This window comes from Nocardiopsis sp. FIRDI 009 (genome assembly GCF_003386285.1).
Taxonomy (GTDB): domain Bacteria; phylum Actinomycetota; class Actinomycetes; order Streptosporangiales; family Streptosporangiaceae; genus Nocardiopsis.
The window spans coordinates 163,005-177,689 of sequence record NZ_QPNC01000008.1 but is presented as its reverse complement, the minus strand read 5'-3'; the positions used below and the strand labels follow the sequence as shown (position 1 = coordinate 177,689).

16 protein-coding genes are annotated in these 14,685 nt (G+C 72.6%); 9 read left to right on the top strand and 7 right to left on the bottom strand.

Annotated elements, in window-relative coordinates; all coding sequences use genetic code 11:
* Positions 1-34: 34 nt before the first annotated feature.
* Together DVR05_RS05885 and DVR05_RS05880 are read right to left on the bottom strand one after the other, a co-directional pair.
* Complete coding sequence (locus tag DVR05_RS05885; RefSeq protein WP_116244779.1) at positions 35-886, bottom strand: spermidine synthase; 852 nt, start codon at positions 884-886, stop codon at positions 35-37.
* Positions 887-939: 53 nt separating this feature from the next.
* Positions 940-1,800, bottom strand: a complete 861-nt coding sequence (locus DVR05_RS05880; protein ID WP_116244778.1) for an aldo/keto reductase — start codon at positions 1,798-1,800, stop codon at positions 940-942.
* Between the two features lie 159 nt (positions 1,801-1,959).
* Here DVR05_RS05880 and DVR05_RS05875 point away from each other — a divergent pair, with 159 nt between their 5' ends.
* A complete protein-coding gene (locus DVR05_RS05875; protein ID WP_198659058.1) occupies positions 1,960-3,708 on the top strand; it encodes a proline--tRNA ligase in 1,749 nt (582 codons plus the stop codon).
* A 100-nt stretch (positions 3,709-3,808) separates the two neighbouring features.
* On the opposite strand, the gene DVR05_RS05870 is transcribed toward DVR05_RS05875, so the two are convergent.
* Together DVR05_RS05870 and DVR05_RS05865 are read right to left on the bottom strand one after the other, a co-directional pair.
* Positions 3,809-4,234 (bottom strand): ferritin-like domain-containing protein, encoded by a 426-nt coding sequence (locus tag DVR05_RS05870; RefSeq protein WP_116244776.1) that lies wholly within the window; start codon positions 4,232-4,234, stop codon positions 3,809-3,811.
* Positions 4,231-4,728 carry a ferritin-like domain-containing protein gene (locus tag DVR05_RS05865; protein ID WP_116244775.1) on the bottom strand — a complete coding sequence of 166 codons (498 nt, stop codon included), beginning with the start codon at positions 4,726-4,728 and terminating at the stop codon, positions 4,231-4,233. Before DVR05_RS05865 ends, DVR05_RS05870 begins: the two co-directional genes overlap by 4 nt.
* A 235-nt stretch (positions 4,729-4,963) precedes the next feature.
* Here DVR05_RS05865 and rimP point away from each other — a divergent pair, with 235 nt between their 5' ends.
* The 7 genes from rimP (at position 4,964) to truB (ending at position 11,744) form a co-directional block, all read left to right on the top strand.
* Positions 4,964-5,446 (top strand): ribosome maturation factor RimP, encoded by a 483-nt coding sequence (gene rimP, locus DVR05_RS05860; RefSeq protein ID WP_116244774.1) that lies wholly within the window; start codon positions 4,964-4,966, stop codon positions 5,444-5,446.
* Positions 5,447-5,470: 24 nt separating this feature from the next.
* Entirely contained in the window at positions 5,471-6,472 is a 1,002-nt protein-coding gene (gene nusA / locus DVR05_RS05855) for a transcription termination factor NusA (RefSeq protein WP_017599454.1), read from the top strand.
* A 13-nt stretch (positions 6,473-6,485) separates the two neighbouring features.
* Positions 6,486-6,815: a YlxR family protein gene (locus DVR05_RS05850; RefSeq protein WP_369974500.1), complete on the top strand. Its 330-nt coding sequence runs from the start codon at positions 6,486-6,488 to the stop codon at positions 6,813-6,815.
* Positions 6,816-7,027: 212 nt separating this feature from the next.
* The gene (infB, locus tag DVR05_RS05845; protein WP_116244772.1) at positions 7,028-9,967 is read left to right on the top strand and encodes a translation initiation factor IF-2; all 2,940 of its coding nucleotides are present in this window, start codon (positions 7,028-7,030) and stop codon (positions 9,965-9,967) included.
* A gap of 81 nt (positions 9,968-10,048) precedes the next feature.
* The gene (locus tag DVR05_RS05840; protein WP_017599450.1) at positions 10,049-10,345 is read left to right on the top strand and encodes a DUF503 domain-containing protein; all 297 of its coding nucleotides are present in this window, start codon (positions 10,049-10,051) and stop codon (positions 10,343-10,345) included.
* A gap of 2 nt (positions 10,346-10,347) precedes the next feature.
* Positions 10,348-10,785 carry a 30S ribosome-binding factor RbfA gene (rbfA, locus tag DVR05_RS05835; protein WP_116244771.1) on the top strand — a complete coding sequence of 146 codons (438 nt, stop codon included), beginning with the start codon at positions 10,348-10,350 and terminating at the stop codon, positions 10,783-10,785.
* A gap of 71 nt (positions 10,786-10,856) precedes the next feature.
* The gene (gene truB, locus DVR05_RS05830; RefSeq protein WP_116244770.1) at positions 10,857-11,744 is read left to right on the top strand and encodes a tRNA pseudouridine(55) synthase TruB; all 888 of its coding nucleotides are present in this window, start codon (positions 10,857-10,859) and stop codon (positions 11,742-11,744) included.
* Here truB and DVR05_RS05825 read toward each other — a convergent pair whose 3' ends face one another.
* From DVR05_RS05825 to DVR05_RS05815, 3 genes are all read right to left on the bottom strand, one after another.
* The gene (locus tag DVR05_RS05825) at positions 11,745-12,038 is read right to left on the bottom strand and encodes a PIN domain-containing protein (protein WP_232832005.1); all 294 of its coding nucleotides are present in this window, start codon (positions 12,036-12,038) and stop codon (positions 11,745-11,747) included.
* 117 nt (positions 12,039-12,155) lie between these two features.
* Positions 12,156-12,437 (bottom strand): hypothetical protein, encoded by a 282-nt coding sequence (locus DVR05_RS05820; protein ID WP_116244769.1) that lies wholly within the window; start codon positions 12,435-12,437, stop codon positions 12,156-12,158.
* 183 nt (positions 12,438-12,620) lie between these two features.
* A complete protein-coding gene (locus DVR05_RS05815) occupies positions 12,621-13,481 on the bottom strand; it encodes an alpha/beta fold hydrolase (protein ID WP_116244768.1) in 861 nt (286 codons plus the stop codon).
* A 214-nt stretch (positions 13,482-13,695) separates the two neighbouring features.
* Here DVR05_RS05815 and DVR05_RS05810 point away from each other — a divergent pair, with 214 nt between their 5' ends.
* Positions 13,696-14,640, top strand: coding sequence for a bifunctional riboflavin kinase/FAD synthetase (locus DVR05_RS05810; RefSeq protein WP_116244767.1), 945 nt, complete (start codon positions 13,696-13,698; stop codon positions 14,638-14,640).
* Positions 14,641-14,685: the final 45 nt, after the last annotated feature.

Sequence of the window (14,685 nt, the reverse complement as noted above, 5' to 3'; positions counted from 1 at the left end):
CGCCGCGCCTACTCCCGGGGGAGTACGCCGCCGGTCAGAAGACCCCGTCGGGGGGAGCGGGGGAGTCCACCGCGTCGGCGTCGCGCACCGGCGCCCGACCCGACGCGAACCGGTCGAGGTCCCCGCCCGCCAGCAGACGCGCCATCTCGGGGTCGCGGTGCGCGCGGCGGCCCAGGTCGTCGGCGGGCGGCGGCCGGTGCCCCGCCACCAGGACGAGGTTGCCGAACCTGCGCCCGCGCAGGACGCCCGGCTCGGCGGTCAGCACCACGTGCGGCAGGACCGCGCGGGCCGTGGCGACCTGGGCGCGCGCGTGGTCGAGCCGGTGGCCGTCGCCGATGTTCACCACGAGCAGGCCGCCGGGCCGCAGCACCCGCGCCGCCTCGGTGTAGAACTCCACCGACGTCAGCCGGGCCGGGGTCCGCGCGCCCGCGAAGACGTCGCTGACGATCAGGTCCGCGCTGGCGTCGTGCCGGGCGGCGATCCACTCGCGCGCGTCGCCGATGCCCACGCGCAGCTGGGCGCGCCGGTCCCACGGCAGCCGTCGGCGCACCATCTCCACCAGCGGGGCGTCCACGTCGACCGCACGCTGGCGCGACCCCGGCCGGGTGTGCGCGACGTAGCGGGCCAGCGTGAGCGCGCCGGCCCCCAGGTGCAGCGCGTCGATCGGCTCCCCCTCGGGCGCCACCAGGTCGACGGCGTGCGCGATCCGCCGGACGTAGGAGAAGTCGAGGTGGGTGGGGTCGGTCAGGTCCACGTGGGACTGCGGGGTGCCCTCGACCACCAGGAACCAGGAGTCGGGGCGGTCGGCGTCGGCGAGCAGTTCGACGCCGGACGCCTCGGGCGCCTCCGGCGCCGTGTCCGCCTCGCGCGCGCTCCGTCTGCCCATGTCGCCCCGCCCCCGTTCGCCGATGCCCCAAGGCTAGGCCATCGCCGGAGGCGTCAGGAGGCGTCGATCCGCGTGAACTCCTCGGGGGTCAGCTCCAGGTCGGCGGCGAACGCGCTCCTGCGGATGCTCTCCGGGCGGGAGGCGCCGGGGATCGGGATCACCGCGGGCGACTTCGCCAGCATCCAGGCCAGGCACACCTGGAAGGGGGTGGCGCCCCGGACCGCCCCGATCTCCTCCAGGACCGGGTGCCGGTCCGCCAGCCCGCCGTACCGGGGACCGCCGCCGAAGGGACTCCAGGGCAGGAAGGCGATCCCCAACTTGGCGCACAGCTCCAGTTCGGGCTCGCTGGAGCGGAAGTCGAGGGAGAACTCGTTCCGCACGGCCGCCAGCCGTCCGCCCAGGACCTCCTGCGCGAGGCGGATCTGCTCCGAGTCGGCGTTGGAGATCCCCACCATCTCGACCTTGCCCTCGTCGAGGAGTTCGGCCAGGGCGCCGACGGACTCGGCGTAGGGGACGGCCGGGTCCGGCCGGTGGAACTGGTACAGGCCGACGCGCTCCACCCCGAGCCGCCGCAGCGACTCCTCGCAGGCGCGCCGCAGGTGCTCCGGGCGGCCGTCGAGCCCCCAGCCGCCCTCCGCGTCGCGGGTGTGGCCGCCCTTGGTGGCCACCAGGACGTCGGAGGTGTCCCGGCCGTAGGCGCGCAGCGCCTCGGCGACGAGCAGTTCGTTGTGGCCGGGGTCGGTGGCGTCGCGGTGGTAGGCGTCGGCGGTGTCGATCAGCGTGATCCCCGCGTCCAGCGCCGCGTGGACGGTCGCGACCGCCTGCTTCCTGGCCGGACGGTCGCCCAGGGACAGCGGCATCGCGCCGAGCCCGACCGCGCTCACGGTCCGGTCGCCGATCGTCCTGGTGCGCATGGGCCTCTCCTCGCTCTCCCGCCGCGGGCCGCCCGCCGCGTTCCCGCGCCGGATGCCCTACCCCCGGTGAGGGCGCACGAACGTGTCGGCACTGGCGTTAGCCTGGGTTTCCAGGAATCCCCACCGTGCGCCGTCGGGCGCCAGCAACGAGGAGTGGCCGTGCTACTGCGGATGTCGAACCTGTTCCTGCGCACCCTGCGTGAGGACCCGGCGGACGCCGAGGTGCCGAGCCACAAGCTGCTCGTGCGCGGCGGTTTCGTGCGCCGCGCCGCGCCCGGCGTCTACTCGTGGCTGCCCCTGGGCAAGATGGTCCTGGAGAACGTGTCCCGGATCGTGCGGGAGGAGATGGACGCCATCGGCGCCCAGGAGGTCCTCCTCCCGGCCCTGCTCCCCAAGGAGTACTACGAGGCGACCGGACGCTGGACCGAGTACGGCGACACCCTCTTCCGCCTCCGGGACCGCAAGGGCGCCGACTACCTGCTCGGCCCCACCCACGAGGAGCTGTTCACGCTCCTGGTGAAGGGCGAGTACTCCTCCTACAAGGACTTCCCGGTCATCCTGTACCAGATCCAGGAGAAGTTCCGCGACGAGGCCCGGCCCCGCGCGGGCGTCCTGCGCGGCCGCGAGTTCCACATGAAGGACTCCTACTCCTTCGACATCGACGACGAGGGGCTCCAGACCTCCTACGACGCCCACCGCGCCGCCTACATCCGGATCTTCGACCGCCTCGGCCTCGACTACGTGATCGTCTCGGCCACCTCCGGCGCGATGGGCGGCTCGGCCTCCGAGGAGTTCCTGGCCGTCGCACCGACCGGTGAGGACACCTTCGTGCGCAGCACGGACTCCTCCTACGCCGCCAACGTCGAGGCCGTCACCACCCCCGCGCCGCCCGCGCGGCCGGTCGAGGGGCTGCCCGAGGCCCGCGTCCACCACACCCCGGACACCGCGACGATCCAGACGCTGGTGGACTTCCTCAACGCCGCCGACCTGGGGCGGGACTTCACCGAGGCCGACACCCTGAAGAACGTCCTGGTCAAGACGCGCGCCCCCGGCGCCGACGAGTGGGAGCTGCTCGGCATCGGCCTGCCCGGCGACCGCGAGGTCGACCTCAAGCGCCTGGAGGCGGCCCTGGAGCCCGCCGAGGTCGCCCTCCTCGACGAGGCCGACTTCGCCGCCAACCCGTTCCTCGTCAAGGGCTACATCGGTCCGCGCGCGCTGCTCGACAACAAGATCCGCTACCTGGTCGACCCGCGCGTGGTGACCGGCACCTCCTGGGTGACCGGAGCGGACAAGGCCGACCACCACGTGGTGGACCTGGTCGCCGGACGCGACTTCACCCCGGACGGCACGATCGACGTCGCCGAGGTGCGCGACGGCGACCCCTCGCCCGACGGTCAGGGCACGCTCTACACGGCGCGCGGCATCGAGATCGGCCACATCTTCCAGCTCGGCCGCAAGTACACCGACGCCTTCGGCGTGGACGCGCTGGGCGCGGACGGCAAGCCCAAGCGGGTCACCATGGGCTCCTACGGCATCGGCGTCTCCCGCGCGGTCGCCTCGATCGTGGAGCAGTCCCACGACGACAAGGGCATCGTGTGGCCGCGCGAGGTCGCCCCGGCCGACGTGCACGTGGTCGGCACCGGCAAGGGCGAGCAGATCGAGGAGGCGCTGCGGATCGGCGCGGAGCTCCAGGCCCGGGGCCTGCGCGTCCTGGTCGACGACCGCAGGGGTGTCTCGCCGGGCGTGAAGTTCACCGACGCCGAGCTGCTGGGCGTCCCGACCGCCGTCATCGTCGGCCGCGGCCTCAAGGACGGGCTGGTCGAGCTGCGCGACCGCGCGACCGGTGACCGCGAGGAGGTCGCCCTGGCCGAGATCGTCGACCGCGCGACGGCGGCCTGCGGGGCCTGAGCCCGCATCCGAGCGACCCCGAGGGCGCCCCGGACGTTCCGACGCCCGGGGCGCCCTCGACCGCGCGACGCCGACCTGCGGGGCCTGACGCCCCGCGGCGTCAGGCCTCCTCGAAGCCCGGCAGGGGGTCGAGTCCGCCGCCCCACACCAGGGCGCGCACGGTGGCCTCCTGGAGCGCGCGGGCCGCGGTCGAGCGCAGCGCGGGGTCCTCGGCGGCGGTCAGCCAGACGTACGCCCGGGCCGTGGTCTCCTCCAACCCCACCGCGTACGCGTCGAGGTCCGCGGCGTCCCGCCCGGCCGGCAGGGGGTACGACGCCCGGGCGGGCTCGGGCCCCACGCCCCGCTCCACGGCGGCCTCGTGCAGTGTGTCGCGCAGCGCCTTGTGCAGGTGGGAGTACTCTCCGGCGGCGTCGCGACGCCCCTGGTCCCCGGCGACCCCGCGCAGGTACTCGTACCCGTACACGGCGGCGTGCTCGGCGCCGAGCGCCTCGGCCAGCGCCCCGGCGACGTCCGTCGTCTCGCTCACCCGCGCCCGTCCTCTCCGTCCGCCCGGTCCAGAAGGTGCGCGTGCCCGGCCTCGCACGCGCCGATCCCGCTGATCAGCTGCGCCAGCCCCGGATCGGCGACGGCCAGGGCCCGGTCGACGCGCGCGCTGGCCGCCGCCGACTCCAGGGCGCTCAGCTCGGCCGTGTCCAGCACCGCGTCCGGGGCGGGGATCTCCGCGAGGGGGGTCTGCGGGTCCCCGGCCGCTGGGCTCTCCGGCAGGGCCTCGGTGAGCGCGTCGATGTGGGACAGGTGGTGCTCCAGGATGCGTGTGAGCAGCTCCTCCGGGCCGGCGCCGTCGGCCAGCGCCGCCTCGTAGCGCGCCACCGTCCGTTCCTTCTCCCGGATCATCGCGCGCAGCACGTACTCCTCCGGGGTCACGTCGGACGGGTACCACTCGGTACGGCCGCATCCGGCCACCCCCACGGCCAACGCCACACCCAGCGCCGTACGGCGGCTGACGCTGCTCGGGCCCACGCGCCCTCCTCTCATCGCGCCCCATCTTTCCACGGTCCACGCGCGTTTCGACGCGCCCCGTCCACCATCGGCGACCTGGAACGTGCCCGGGAGTGGATACCCTTGCAGCACGACCGCCGTCGCGTCGCGACGCGCGGGATATGTCGCAGACTACGTACAGAGCTGGACCGCCCCGGTACAACGGCCACGGGCCGAGCGGGCGGGATTTCGCCGTTGTTGGAGGGGCAGACACCACATGGGAGCGCAGGCGCGTCTGGAGCGCATCGCCGAGCTGCTGGAGCCGGTACTGGCCAAGGCCGGACTGGACCTGGAGGCCGTCGATCTGACACCGGCGGGAAAGCGCCGGGTGCTGCGCGTGGTCGTGGACTCCGACGACGGGGTCGACCTGGACACGGTGGGCGAGGTCTCGCAGGACGTCAACGACGCCCTGGACGCCTCCGACGTCATGGGTGAGCTTCCCTACGTCCTGGAGGTCACCTCTCCCGGCGTGGACCGGCCCCTGACACAGCCCCGCCACTGGCGCCGCTCCCGCGGCCGGCTGGTGAAGGCCACCCTCGCCGAGGGCGGCCAGGTCACCGGCCGTGTCACCGACGCCGACGACCGGGGGGTCACCCTGGACGTCAAGGGTCAGCCCCGGACCTTCGCCCACGCCGAACTGGCCAAGGGCAAGGTGCAGGTGGAATTCCGTCGCGACGCCGACGCCGACGCGGCGGACTAGAGGGGGAGCCCCGTGGATATTGACATGAGTGTCCTGCGCAGCCTGGAGCGCGAGAAGGACATCGCGGTCGAGCTGGTCGCCAAGGCCATCGAGGACGCCCTGCTGATCGCCTACCACCGCGAGGAGGGCGCCGACAAGCGCGCCCGGGTCGAGCTGAACCGCTCCACCGGTCACGTGACCGTGTGGGTGGCCGAGCTCGACGAGGAGGGCGAGGTCGTCGGCGAGTACGACGGCACCCCCACCGGGTTCGGTCGGATCGCGACCTCCACCGCCAAGCAGGTCATCCTCCAGCGCCTGCGCGACGCCGAGGACGAGCTCACCCTGGGCGAGTTCGCCGGGCGCGAGCACGACATCGTCTCCGGCATCATCCAGCAGGGCAAGGACCCCAGGAACGTGCTGGTGGACCTCGGCAAGATCGAGGCCATCCTGCCTCCGCAGGAGCAGGTGCCGACGGAGACCTACACCCACGGCGAGCGCCTGCGCGCCTATGTGGTGCAGGTCCGCAAGGGCCACCGCGGTCCCTCGGTCACCCTCTCGCGGACCCACCCGAACCTGGTCCGCAAGCTCTTCGAGCTGGAGGTGCCCGAGATCGCCGACGGCACCGTGGAGATCGCCTCGATCGCCCGTGAGGCCGGACACCGGACCAAGATGGCCGTGCGCTCCAACCGCGGCGGCGTCAACGCCAAGGGCGCCTGCATCGGCCCGCTCGGCAGCCGCGTCCGCAACGTCATGGCCGAGCTGCACGGAGAGAAGATCGACATCGTCGACTACTCCGACGATCCGGCCGTCTTCGTGGCCAACGCCCTGTCGCCCGCCCGGGTGAACTCGGTGGAGATCCTCGACATGGCGGCCCGGGTCGCGCGTGTCGTGGTGCCCGACTACCAGCAGTCCCTGGCGATCGGCAAGGAGGGGCAGAACGCCCGGTTGGCGGCCCGACTCACCGGGTGGCGCATCGACATCCGATCCGACGCCGAGCCCGCCGACGGAGCCGGGGCGGACGCCGACGGCGCCGCCGCGGGCGAATAATCGGGTCGCGCCCGTGTCCCGACGCGATAGGGTGGAAGAAGGCGGTCTTGACCGACCCGTGCGCACGTGCGTGGGGTGCCGGTCACGGGCAGTCCAGTCCGACCTCGTGCGGCTGGTGGCCGAGGGCACGGTCATCACGCCCGACACCCGGGGTCGACGTCCCGGGCGCGGTGCCTACCTGCACGACGAGCGGCGATGCCTCGAGCTCGCCGTACGTCGCAGGGTGTGGGCGCGCGCCTTCCGGAGCCGCGACGGAGGGGGCTCCACCGGGTGGGACCTCTCACGTGTGGAGGCGTTGATCGGCGCCACCCCGAGTGGCGGATCCGGGGGGTATTCCGGTTAGGGTTGGAATGTCTGAGCCGACCGACGGTGTTGTAGTGACCGTGGTCGGCGTGCGGTGCTGTGTCGGCACGCAGAACCGGCCCATTGTTGTGTAGCGATGAGGAAGCAGGTCGAGATTGCGATGAGCGCCTGATGAGTACGCAGCGATGAGTAACTCAAGCTAACGACGGTCCGGCACGTGCCCATGTCCCGGACCGAAGCTGAAGGAGAGTAGTGGCGAAGGTCCGGGTGTACGAACTCGCCAAGGAGTTCGGTGTAGAGAGCAAGGCTGTCCTGGCCAAGCTCAACGAGATGGGCGAATTCGTTCGTTCGGCGTCCTCGACGATAGAGGCGCCCGTCGTTCGACGCCTACAGGAAGCTTTCAACAACGGATCCGAGGGCGGCAACAAGAAGAGCGGATCGGCTCCGAAGCCGGGTCCGCGTCCCGCCGCGTCCGAGGGTTCCGCGCGCGCGGCGGCCCCCAAGCCGGGTCCCGCGCCCAAGCCGGGTCCGCGTCCGGCGGCCAAGCCCGGCCCGCAGGGCGAGGCGCCCAAGCCGGGTCCCGCGCCCAAGCCGGGTCCGAAGGGTCCCCGTGGCGAGGCCCCGCGTCCCGGTGGCGCGCCCAAGCCCAGCCCGCAGCGTGGCGAGCGCCCGCAGCGCGGTGAGCGCGGCGGCCGTCCCGAGGGTGGCCGCGGTCCGCGTCCGGCCGGCCCGCGTCCGGCCGGCCCGCGCCCCGGTAACAACCCGTTCGCGTCCAACGCGTCCGGCATGGGCGCCAAGCCCGCCGCTCCGCGTCCGGGCGGCAACGCTCCGCGTCCGGGCCCGCGTCCCGGTCCGCGTCCGGGTGGTCCGCAGGGCGGCGGCGACCAGCGCGCCCCGCGTCCGGGCGGCGGCGCTCCGCGTCCGGGCCCGCGTCCCGGTCCGCGTCCGGGTGGTCCGCAGGGCGGCGGCGACCAGCGCGCCCCGCGTCCGGGCGGTGCCGCAGGCGCTCCGCGTCCGGGCGGCGGCGCTCCGCGTCCGGGCCCGCGTCCCGGTGGTCCGCGCCCCAGCCCGATGAACATGCCCGCGTCCCGTCCGACCCCGCCCGGTGGCGGCGGTCGCGGCGGTGGCGGCGGCGGTCGTCCCGGCGGCGGTGGCCGTGGTCGCGGGGGAGCCCCCGCGGGCGCGGGTCCGCGCCCCGGTGGCGGCGGCGGCCGTCCGGGCGGCTTCGGTGGCCGTCCCGGCGGCGGCGGTCGCGGTCGCGGCGGCACGGCGGGTGCCTTCGGGCGTCCCGGCGGTCGTCCCGGGCGTGCCCGCAAGTCCAAGAAGCAGCGGCGTCAGGAGTTCAACGACCTCCAGGCCCCGTCGTTCGGCGGCGTCAAGATCCCGAGCGGCAACGGCCAGGTCATCCGCCTGTCCCGCGGCGCCTCGCTGTCGGACTTCGGTGACAAGATCGACGTCAACCCGGCGTCGCTGGTCCAGGTCATGATGCACCTGGGCGAGATGGTCACCGCGACCCAGTCGCTGCCGGACGAGACCCTTCAGCTGCTCGGCGAGGAGCTGAAGTACAAGGTTCAGGTCGTCAGTCCCGAGGACGAGGACCGCGAGCTGCTGGAGTCCTTCTCCATCGAGTACGGAGAGGACGCCGGCACCGACGCCGACCTGCGGCCCCGGCCGCCGGTGGTCACCGTCATGGGTCACGTCGACCACGGTAAGACCAAGCTGCTGGACACGGTCCGCAAGAGCAACGTCGTCAGCGGCGAGGCCGGCGGCATCACCCAGCACATCGGCGCCTACCAGGTCTCCACGGTCGTCGACGAGGAGGATCGCAAGATCACCTTCATCGACACCCCCGGTCACGAGGCGTTCACCGCCATGCGTGCCCGCGGTGCCAAGGTCACCGACATCGCGGTGCTGGTCGTGGCCGCCGACGACGGCGTCAAGCCGCAGACGGCCGAGGCCATCGACCACGCCAAGGCGGCCGACGTGCCGATCGTCGTCGCGGTCAACAAGATCGACGTCGAGGGCGCCGACCCGCAGCGGGTCCGCGCGCAGCTGACCGAGTACGGCCTGGTCGCCGAGGAGTACGGCGGTGACGTCCAGTTCGTCGACATCTCCGCCCTCAAGGGCGAGAACATCGACGCCCTGCTGGAGGCCATCATCCTGACCTCCGACGCGGCCCTGGACCTGCAGGCCAACCCGGACATGGACGCGCAGGGCCTGGCCATCGAGGCCTACCTGGACCGCGGCCGCGGTTCGATGGCCACGGTGCTGGTCCAGCGCGGCACGCTGCACGTCGGTGACTCGATCGTGTGCGGTGACGCCTACGGCCGCGTCCGGGCCATGCTCGACGAGCACGGCCAGAACGTGGAGAGCGCCGAGCCGTCCCGTCCGGTGCAGGTGCTGGGTCTGACCAACGTGCCCAGCGCCGGTGACAGCTTCCTGGTCGTCAAGGACGACCGGGTGGCGCGGCAGATCGCCCAGCAGCGCGAGGCGCGCGAGCGCTTCGCCCAGCAGGCGCGTTCGGCCCGCCGGGTCACCCTCGACACCTGGCAGGACCACCTCAAGGAGGGCGAGCGCTCCGAGCTGCTCCTCCTCATCAAGGGTGACATGTCCGGTTCGGTCGAGGCGCTGGAGGAGTCGCTGCTCAAGATCGACGCCGGTGGCGACGAGGTGAGCATCCGGGTCATCGGGCGCGGTGTCGGTGCGATCACGCAGAACGACATCAACCTGGCGGCCTCCGCGGACGCGATCATCGTCGGCTTCAACGTTCGGCCCGAGGGCAAGAACAGCCAGCTCGCCGACCGCATGGGCGTCGACATCCGGTACTACTCGGTGATCTACCAGGCCATCGACGAGATCGAGGCCGCGGTCAAGGGTCTCCTCAAGCCGGTCTACGAGGAGGTCCAGCTCGGCAGCGCCGAGATCCGCGAGGTCTTCAAGGTGCCGAAGATCGGCAACATCGCCGGTGCGATCGTCCGCGACGGTCTCATCCGCCGCAACGCCAAGGCACGGCTCATCCGCGACGGGGTGGTCGTCTCCGACAACCTCACCGTGGAGTCGCTGCGCCGGTTCAAGGACGACGCGACCGAGGTCCGCGAGGGCTTCGAGTGCGGTATCGGCATCGGCTACAACGACATCCGGGTCGAGGACGTCATCGAGACCTATGAGATGCAGGAGAAGCCCCGCGACTAGGGCGCGGAGCTGACCCACGGGGCCCCGGCCGAGCGGCCGGGGCCCCGCCTTTGACGGTTCACACACATCACGGGTGATCATTTGTACGTTGGGGCGCTGACCCTGGACGTCCTTCTCGGTGACGTCCACTCGCTCAAGGAGAAGCGTTCGGTGGTGCGTCCGGTCATCGCCGACCTGCGCCGCAAGTTCCTGGTGGCGGTCTCCGAGGCCGGGGAACACGATCTGTACCGGCGGACGAAGATCGGTGTCGCGGTGGTCGCGCCGAGCGCCGCGCACGTGCGGGAGCTCATGGACGCCTGCGAACGGTTCGTCGCGGCCCGACCCGAACTGGAGTTGCTGTCCGCCAGACAGCGGCTCTTCAACGAAGAGGAAGACTGACCATGGTTGACGCCGCACGCGCGCGGAAGATCGCCGACCGTATCCAGCGTGTCGTCGCCGAGATGCTGGACCGGCGGATCAAGGACCCCCGTCTGGGGTTCGTCACGGTGACCGACGCCCGGATCACCGCCGACCTGCGGGACGCCACGGTGTACTACACGGTGTTCGGCACGCCGGAGGAGAAGGCGGGCACGTCGGCCGCGCTGGAGAGCGCCAAGGGCGTGATCCGCAGCGAGGTGGGTCGCCAGACCGGCATCCGGCACACGCCGAGCCTGACCTTCGTCGTCGACGAGGTCCAGGAGAACGCCCAGCACATCGAGGAACTGCTGGCCAAGGCGCGCCAGGCCGACGCCGAGGTGGCCCAGCGGGCCACCGGCGCCCAGCCCGCGGGGGAGCCCGACCCGTACAAGGCCCCCCGGGCCGAGGACGAGGACGAGTAGCCTCCCCGAACGCGTGACATCCCGGCGGCGGCGCACACGCGCCGCCGCCCCCGTTTCCCCTGAGGAGATTCATGGCCGAGAGCGGTGTCGTGGTCGTCGACAAGCCCGCCGACTGGACCTCGCACGACGTGGTCGCCAAGACGCGCGGTCTGGCGAGGACCCGCCGGGTGGGCCACGCGGGCACGCTGGACCCGATGGCGACCGGGGTGCTGGTGCTGGGGATCGAGAAGGGCACCAAGCTCCTGGGCCACCTCACGCTCACGGAGAAGACCTATGAGGCGACCATCCGTCTGGGGCTGAGGACCAACACCGACGACGCCGAGGGTGAGCCCGGTGTCCGGGCGGACGCCTCCGGTGTGGCCGACGACGCGGTCCGCGCGGCCGCCGCCCGGCTGACCGGCCGGATCCAGCAGGTGCCGCCGCAGGTCAGCGCGATCAAGGTGGACGGGAAGCGGGCGTACAAGTCGGCGCGGGAGGGCAAGGAGGTCGCGCTCCGGGCGCGCGAGGTGACGGTCGCGGAGTTCACGGTGTCCGACATCCGCCGGGTGGCGGAGCCGGAGGGGACGTTCGTGGACGTGGACGCCGCGGTCACCTGCTCCAGCGGGACCTACATCCGGTCACTGGCCCGCGACATGGGCGACGACCTGGGGGTGGGCGGCCACCTGACCGCGCTGCGCCGCACGCGGGTGGGGCCCTACGACCTGGCGCAGGCACGCACCCTGGACCAGTTGGCGCAGGAGTTCACCCAGGTCCCGCTGGACCGGGCGGTGGCGGCGGCGTTCCCGGTGCGCACGCTCACCGAGGAGGAGACCAGGCGGATCCGCCACGGCAACCGGATCGACCCGAGCACGCTGGGGCCGGGGCCGGTGGGGCTGTTCGCGCCGGACGGCCGGGTGGTCGCGCTGGGGGAGAACCGGCGCGACCACATGAAGCCGGTGGTGGTCTTCGACCCGGCGTGATCAGAGTTTGACCACGGCGACTCTGCCCTCGCAGAGCGCGGTCAGGTCGTCGGGGCCGGACGTGAGGATGGTGGTCGGTCCAGTCGCTCGAACCGCGGTCGCACACAACATGGCGTCGATCGCGTGCTTGTGACCGTGCATTCCAGCACCGGCGAGCAACCGACTCGCCAGACGCGCGGTGTCTTCGGTAACCGGGTCGATGGTGATTTTGGACAGCGCCCACTCCAGGGCTGGGCGCCTGATACGCGGGTGCACCACCTCGACGAGTGCGGCCGCACTGGTGATCACTGACATCCGGGTGACCTTCGCGGCGGCGATCCAGTCGATTATCCCGGGATCACGGAGTACCGCTTTGGCGAGAACCTTCGCTGTCCAGGACCAGGGTCCGATTGATCGTTCGACGTGCTTCGGTCATGCCGCCCCGGTCCCACCGGGTGGGGGAGCGGACCGGACTCCTTGCTCCACGTGCGCCTGGTGGATGCGATCGGGGACCGCGTTGATGCGCTCATCGGTGACGACTCCGTGCTCGGCTTCCATCGCGGCCAGGAGTTCAGCGAGACGGTCCTGTTCGATCTGATGCCTGACGGTCTCGGCGACGTAGGCGGACAGCCCGGAACTCCAGCTTCGAGCACGCACCTCCTCCACGATGTCCTCAGGCAGGGTCACGGAGTACTTCCCGGTGGCACGTCCCATACCGTGCATGCTACCCAGCGTGCCATGACCAGGTCGTGGACCGTGTCTGATGAATTCCCCTCTCGCTATCTCCTCGCTCACGTCGTGGTTGTCGTAGTAATCAGCCAGCTCATCGAGCTTCGTCCGGTTCACGTTACGTAACGTAGCGGCCCCGGTCTCGCGATGGACGTGTTTCCACAGAAGTCAGCTCCAAGGACCCACTTCCGCCAGGAACTCACCGAGGACCCCGGTGAGCTCGTCCGGGCGTTCCACCGACGGCAGGTGGCCCGCCTCGGGCATCTCCACCAGCCGGGCGCCCGGGATCCCCTCGGCGTAGACGTCGGACACCTGTTGGATCTCGGGCACGTCGAACCCGCCCCTGACCACCAGGGTCGGTGCACCGATCTGAGCCAGACGGCCCTCGGCGGGCGGCTCCGGCGGGCGCGTCGTGGTCGGCGGCCCGCTCCACATCCGGTGGAAGGTCGCCCGGTACAGCCCCAGGATCCGCTCCCACACCGGCGCGGGCAGGTCCTGGGGGTCCCGCCGCGGGCCGAGCGCGACGAACCGCGCCTGCGCCCGCGCCATCGCCGCCACGTCCGCCGGGTCGGGGTCGGCGTGACCCTCCCGGTACCGCGCCATGCGCTCCGGCGGCACCGCTCCCGCCATCGCCGGTCCCGCCGCCTCGGTGAAGCTCCTCGGCCACTCCCGGCCGGTCATCCCGGCGCAGACCAGCGCCAGCGCCCCGACCCGCTCCGGCGCGACCAGCGCCGCGTCCACCGCGTGCCCGCCGCCCATCGACGCGCCCACCAGGGCGGCCCGCTCGATGTCCAGCGCGTCCATCAGCGCCAGCAGGTCCTCGTGGTGGGCGACGGCCCCCTCCGCGTCGTCCGACTCCCCGTATCCGCGCCGGTCGTAGCGCACCACGCGGTGGTTCCGCGCCAGCGCCTCGAACTGGTGGTCCCACATCGAGCGGTCCCCGACCGCCGCGTGCACCAGGACCACCGGGGACCCCGTCCCCTTCTCCTCGTAGCCCAGAGCCGTCGATCCGATGGTGATTCTCGCCATGCGGGGACGCTACGGGGCCGCCGCGCCCACGCCAACCCCTCTCTGCCGAGGGCAGAGCGGTCGCCCGCCCCCTCGGCGGACGCCTTCGGCGCGCTATCCCCTCCTGCGCGTGCACGGGGCGGCGGTCGGCATGGCACCCTTGTTCCGGAGGGCCACGCGCGGTCGCCGACGCGCCGCGTGGCCGCACGCGCACGGTTTGGAGGGGAGTCCTCAGGTGGGGCGATGGGATGGACTGGGGGACGTTCCCCCCGGTTGGGGCCGGTCCGTGGTGGCGATCGGTGTCTTCGACGGCGTGCACCGAGGACACCAGGCCATCATCGCGACCGCGGCGGGCCGGGCCCGCGCGCTCGACCTCCCGGTGGTGGTGGTCACCTTCGACCCCCATCCCGAGGAGGTGCTGCGGGGCGTCGCGCCGGCGGTGCTCACCCCCGTGGAGCGGCGGGTCGGGCTCCTGGAGGAGTACGGCGCCGACGAGGTGTGCGTCCTGCCGTTCACCCGGGACCTCTCGGCGCTGAGCGCGGAGGAGTTCGTCCAGAGCGTCCTGGTCGACCGCCTGCGCTCCGCCGCCGTGGTCGTCGGTGAGGACTTCCGGTTCGGGCACCGCGCCGCCGGGGACGTGGCCGCGCTCACCGAACTCGGGCACAAGTACGACTTCAGCGTCGACGGCGTGCGCCTGGTGGCCGACGGCGACACCATCACCTCCACGCGCGTGCGCGCCCTGCTCGCCGACGGCGCCGTCGCGGAGGCGGCCGCCCTGCTCGGCCGCCCGCACCGGGTGGAGGGCGAGGTCGTCCACGGGGCGGCGCGCGGACGGGAACTGCTCGGCTTCCCCACCGCCAACATGAACCTCACCCCGAACGCGGCCGTCCCCGGGGACGGCGTGTACGCGGGTTGGCTCAGCCACACGGTTCCGGTCCAGGGCCAGGAGTCGCGGTGGCCCGCGGCGATCTCGGTCGGCACCAACCCCACCTTCGACGGCGCCGAGCGCACGGTCGAGGCCTACGCCCTGGACCGCGACGACCTGGAGCTCTACGGCGCGCACATGGCCGTGGACTTCACCGCGCACATCCGGGGCCAGGAGCGGTTCGACAGCATCGACGAGCTGATCGTGGCCATGCGCCGCGACGTCGACCGCTGCCGCGAGGTCCTCTCCGACTGAGCGCCCCGCCGTCCCGGATCGGACGAAGGGGCTTTCACCTCGTCG

What these genes read in the sequence shown, in the direction of transcription:
- DVR05_RS05820 (WP_116244769.1), bottom strand. Translation starts at nt 12,437, where the DNA reads ATGGGACGTGCCACCGGGAAGTACTCCGTGACCCTGCCTGAGGACATC.
- nusA (WP_017599454.1), top strand. Translation starts at nt 5,471, where the DNA reads ATGAGTGTCCTGCGCAGCCTGGAGCGCGAGAAGGACATCGCGGTCGAG.
- truB (WP_116244770.1), top strand. Translation starts at nt 10,857, where the DNA reads ATGGCCGAGAGCGGTGTCGTGGTCGTCGACAAGCCCGCCGACTGGACC.
- DVR05_RS05815 (WP_116244768.1), bottom strand. Translation starts at nt 13,481, where the DNA reads ATGGCGAGAATCACCATCGGATCGACGGCTCTGGGCTACGAGGAGAAG.
- DVR05_RS05885 (WP_116244779.1), bottom strand. Translation starts at nt 886, where the DNA reads ATGGGCAGACGGAGCGCGCGCGAGGCGGACACGGCGCCGGAGGCGCCC.
- DVR05_RS05880 (WP_116244778.1), bottom strand. Translation starts at nt 1,800, where the DNA reads ATGCGCACCAGGACGATCGGCGACCGGACCGTGAGCGCGGTCGGGCTC.
- rbfA (WP_116244771.1), top strand. Translation starts at nt 10,348, where the DNA reads ATGGTTGACGCCGCACGCGCGCGGAAGATCGCCGACCGTATCCAGCGT.
- rimP (WP_116244774.1), top strand. Translation starts at nt 4,964, where the DNA reads ATGGGAGCGCAGGCGCGTCTGGAGCGCATCGCCGAGCTGCTGGAGCCG.
- DVR05_RS05825 (WP_232832005.1), bottom strand. Translation starts at nt 12,038, where the DNA reads ATGTCAGTGATCACCAGTGCGGCCGCACTCGTCGAGGTGGTGCACCCG.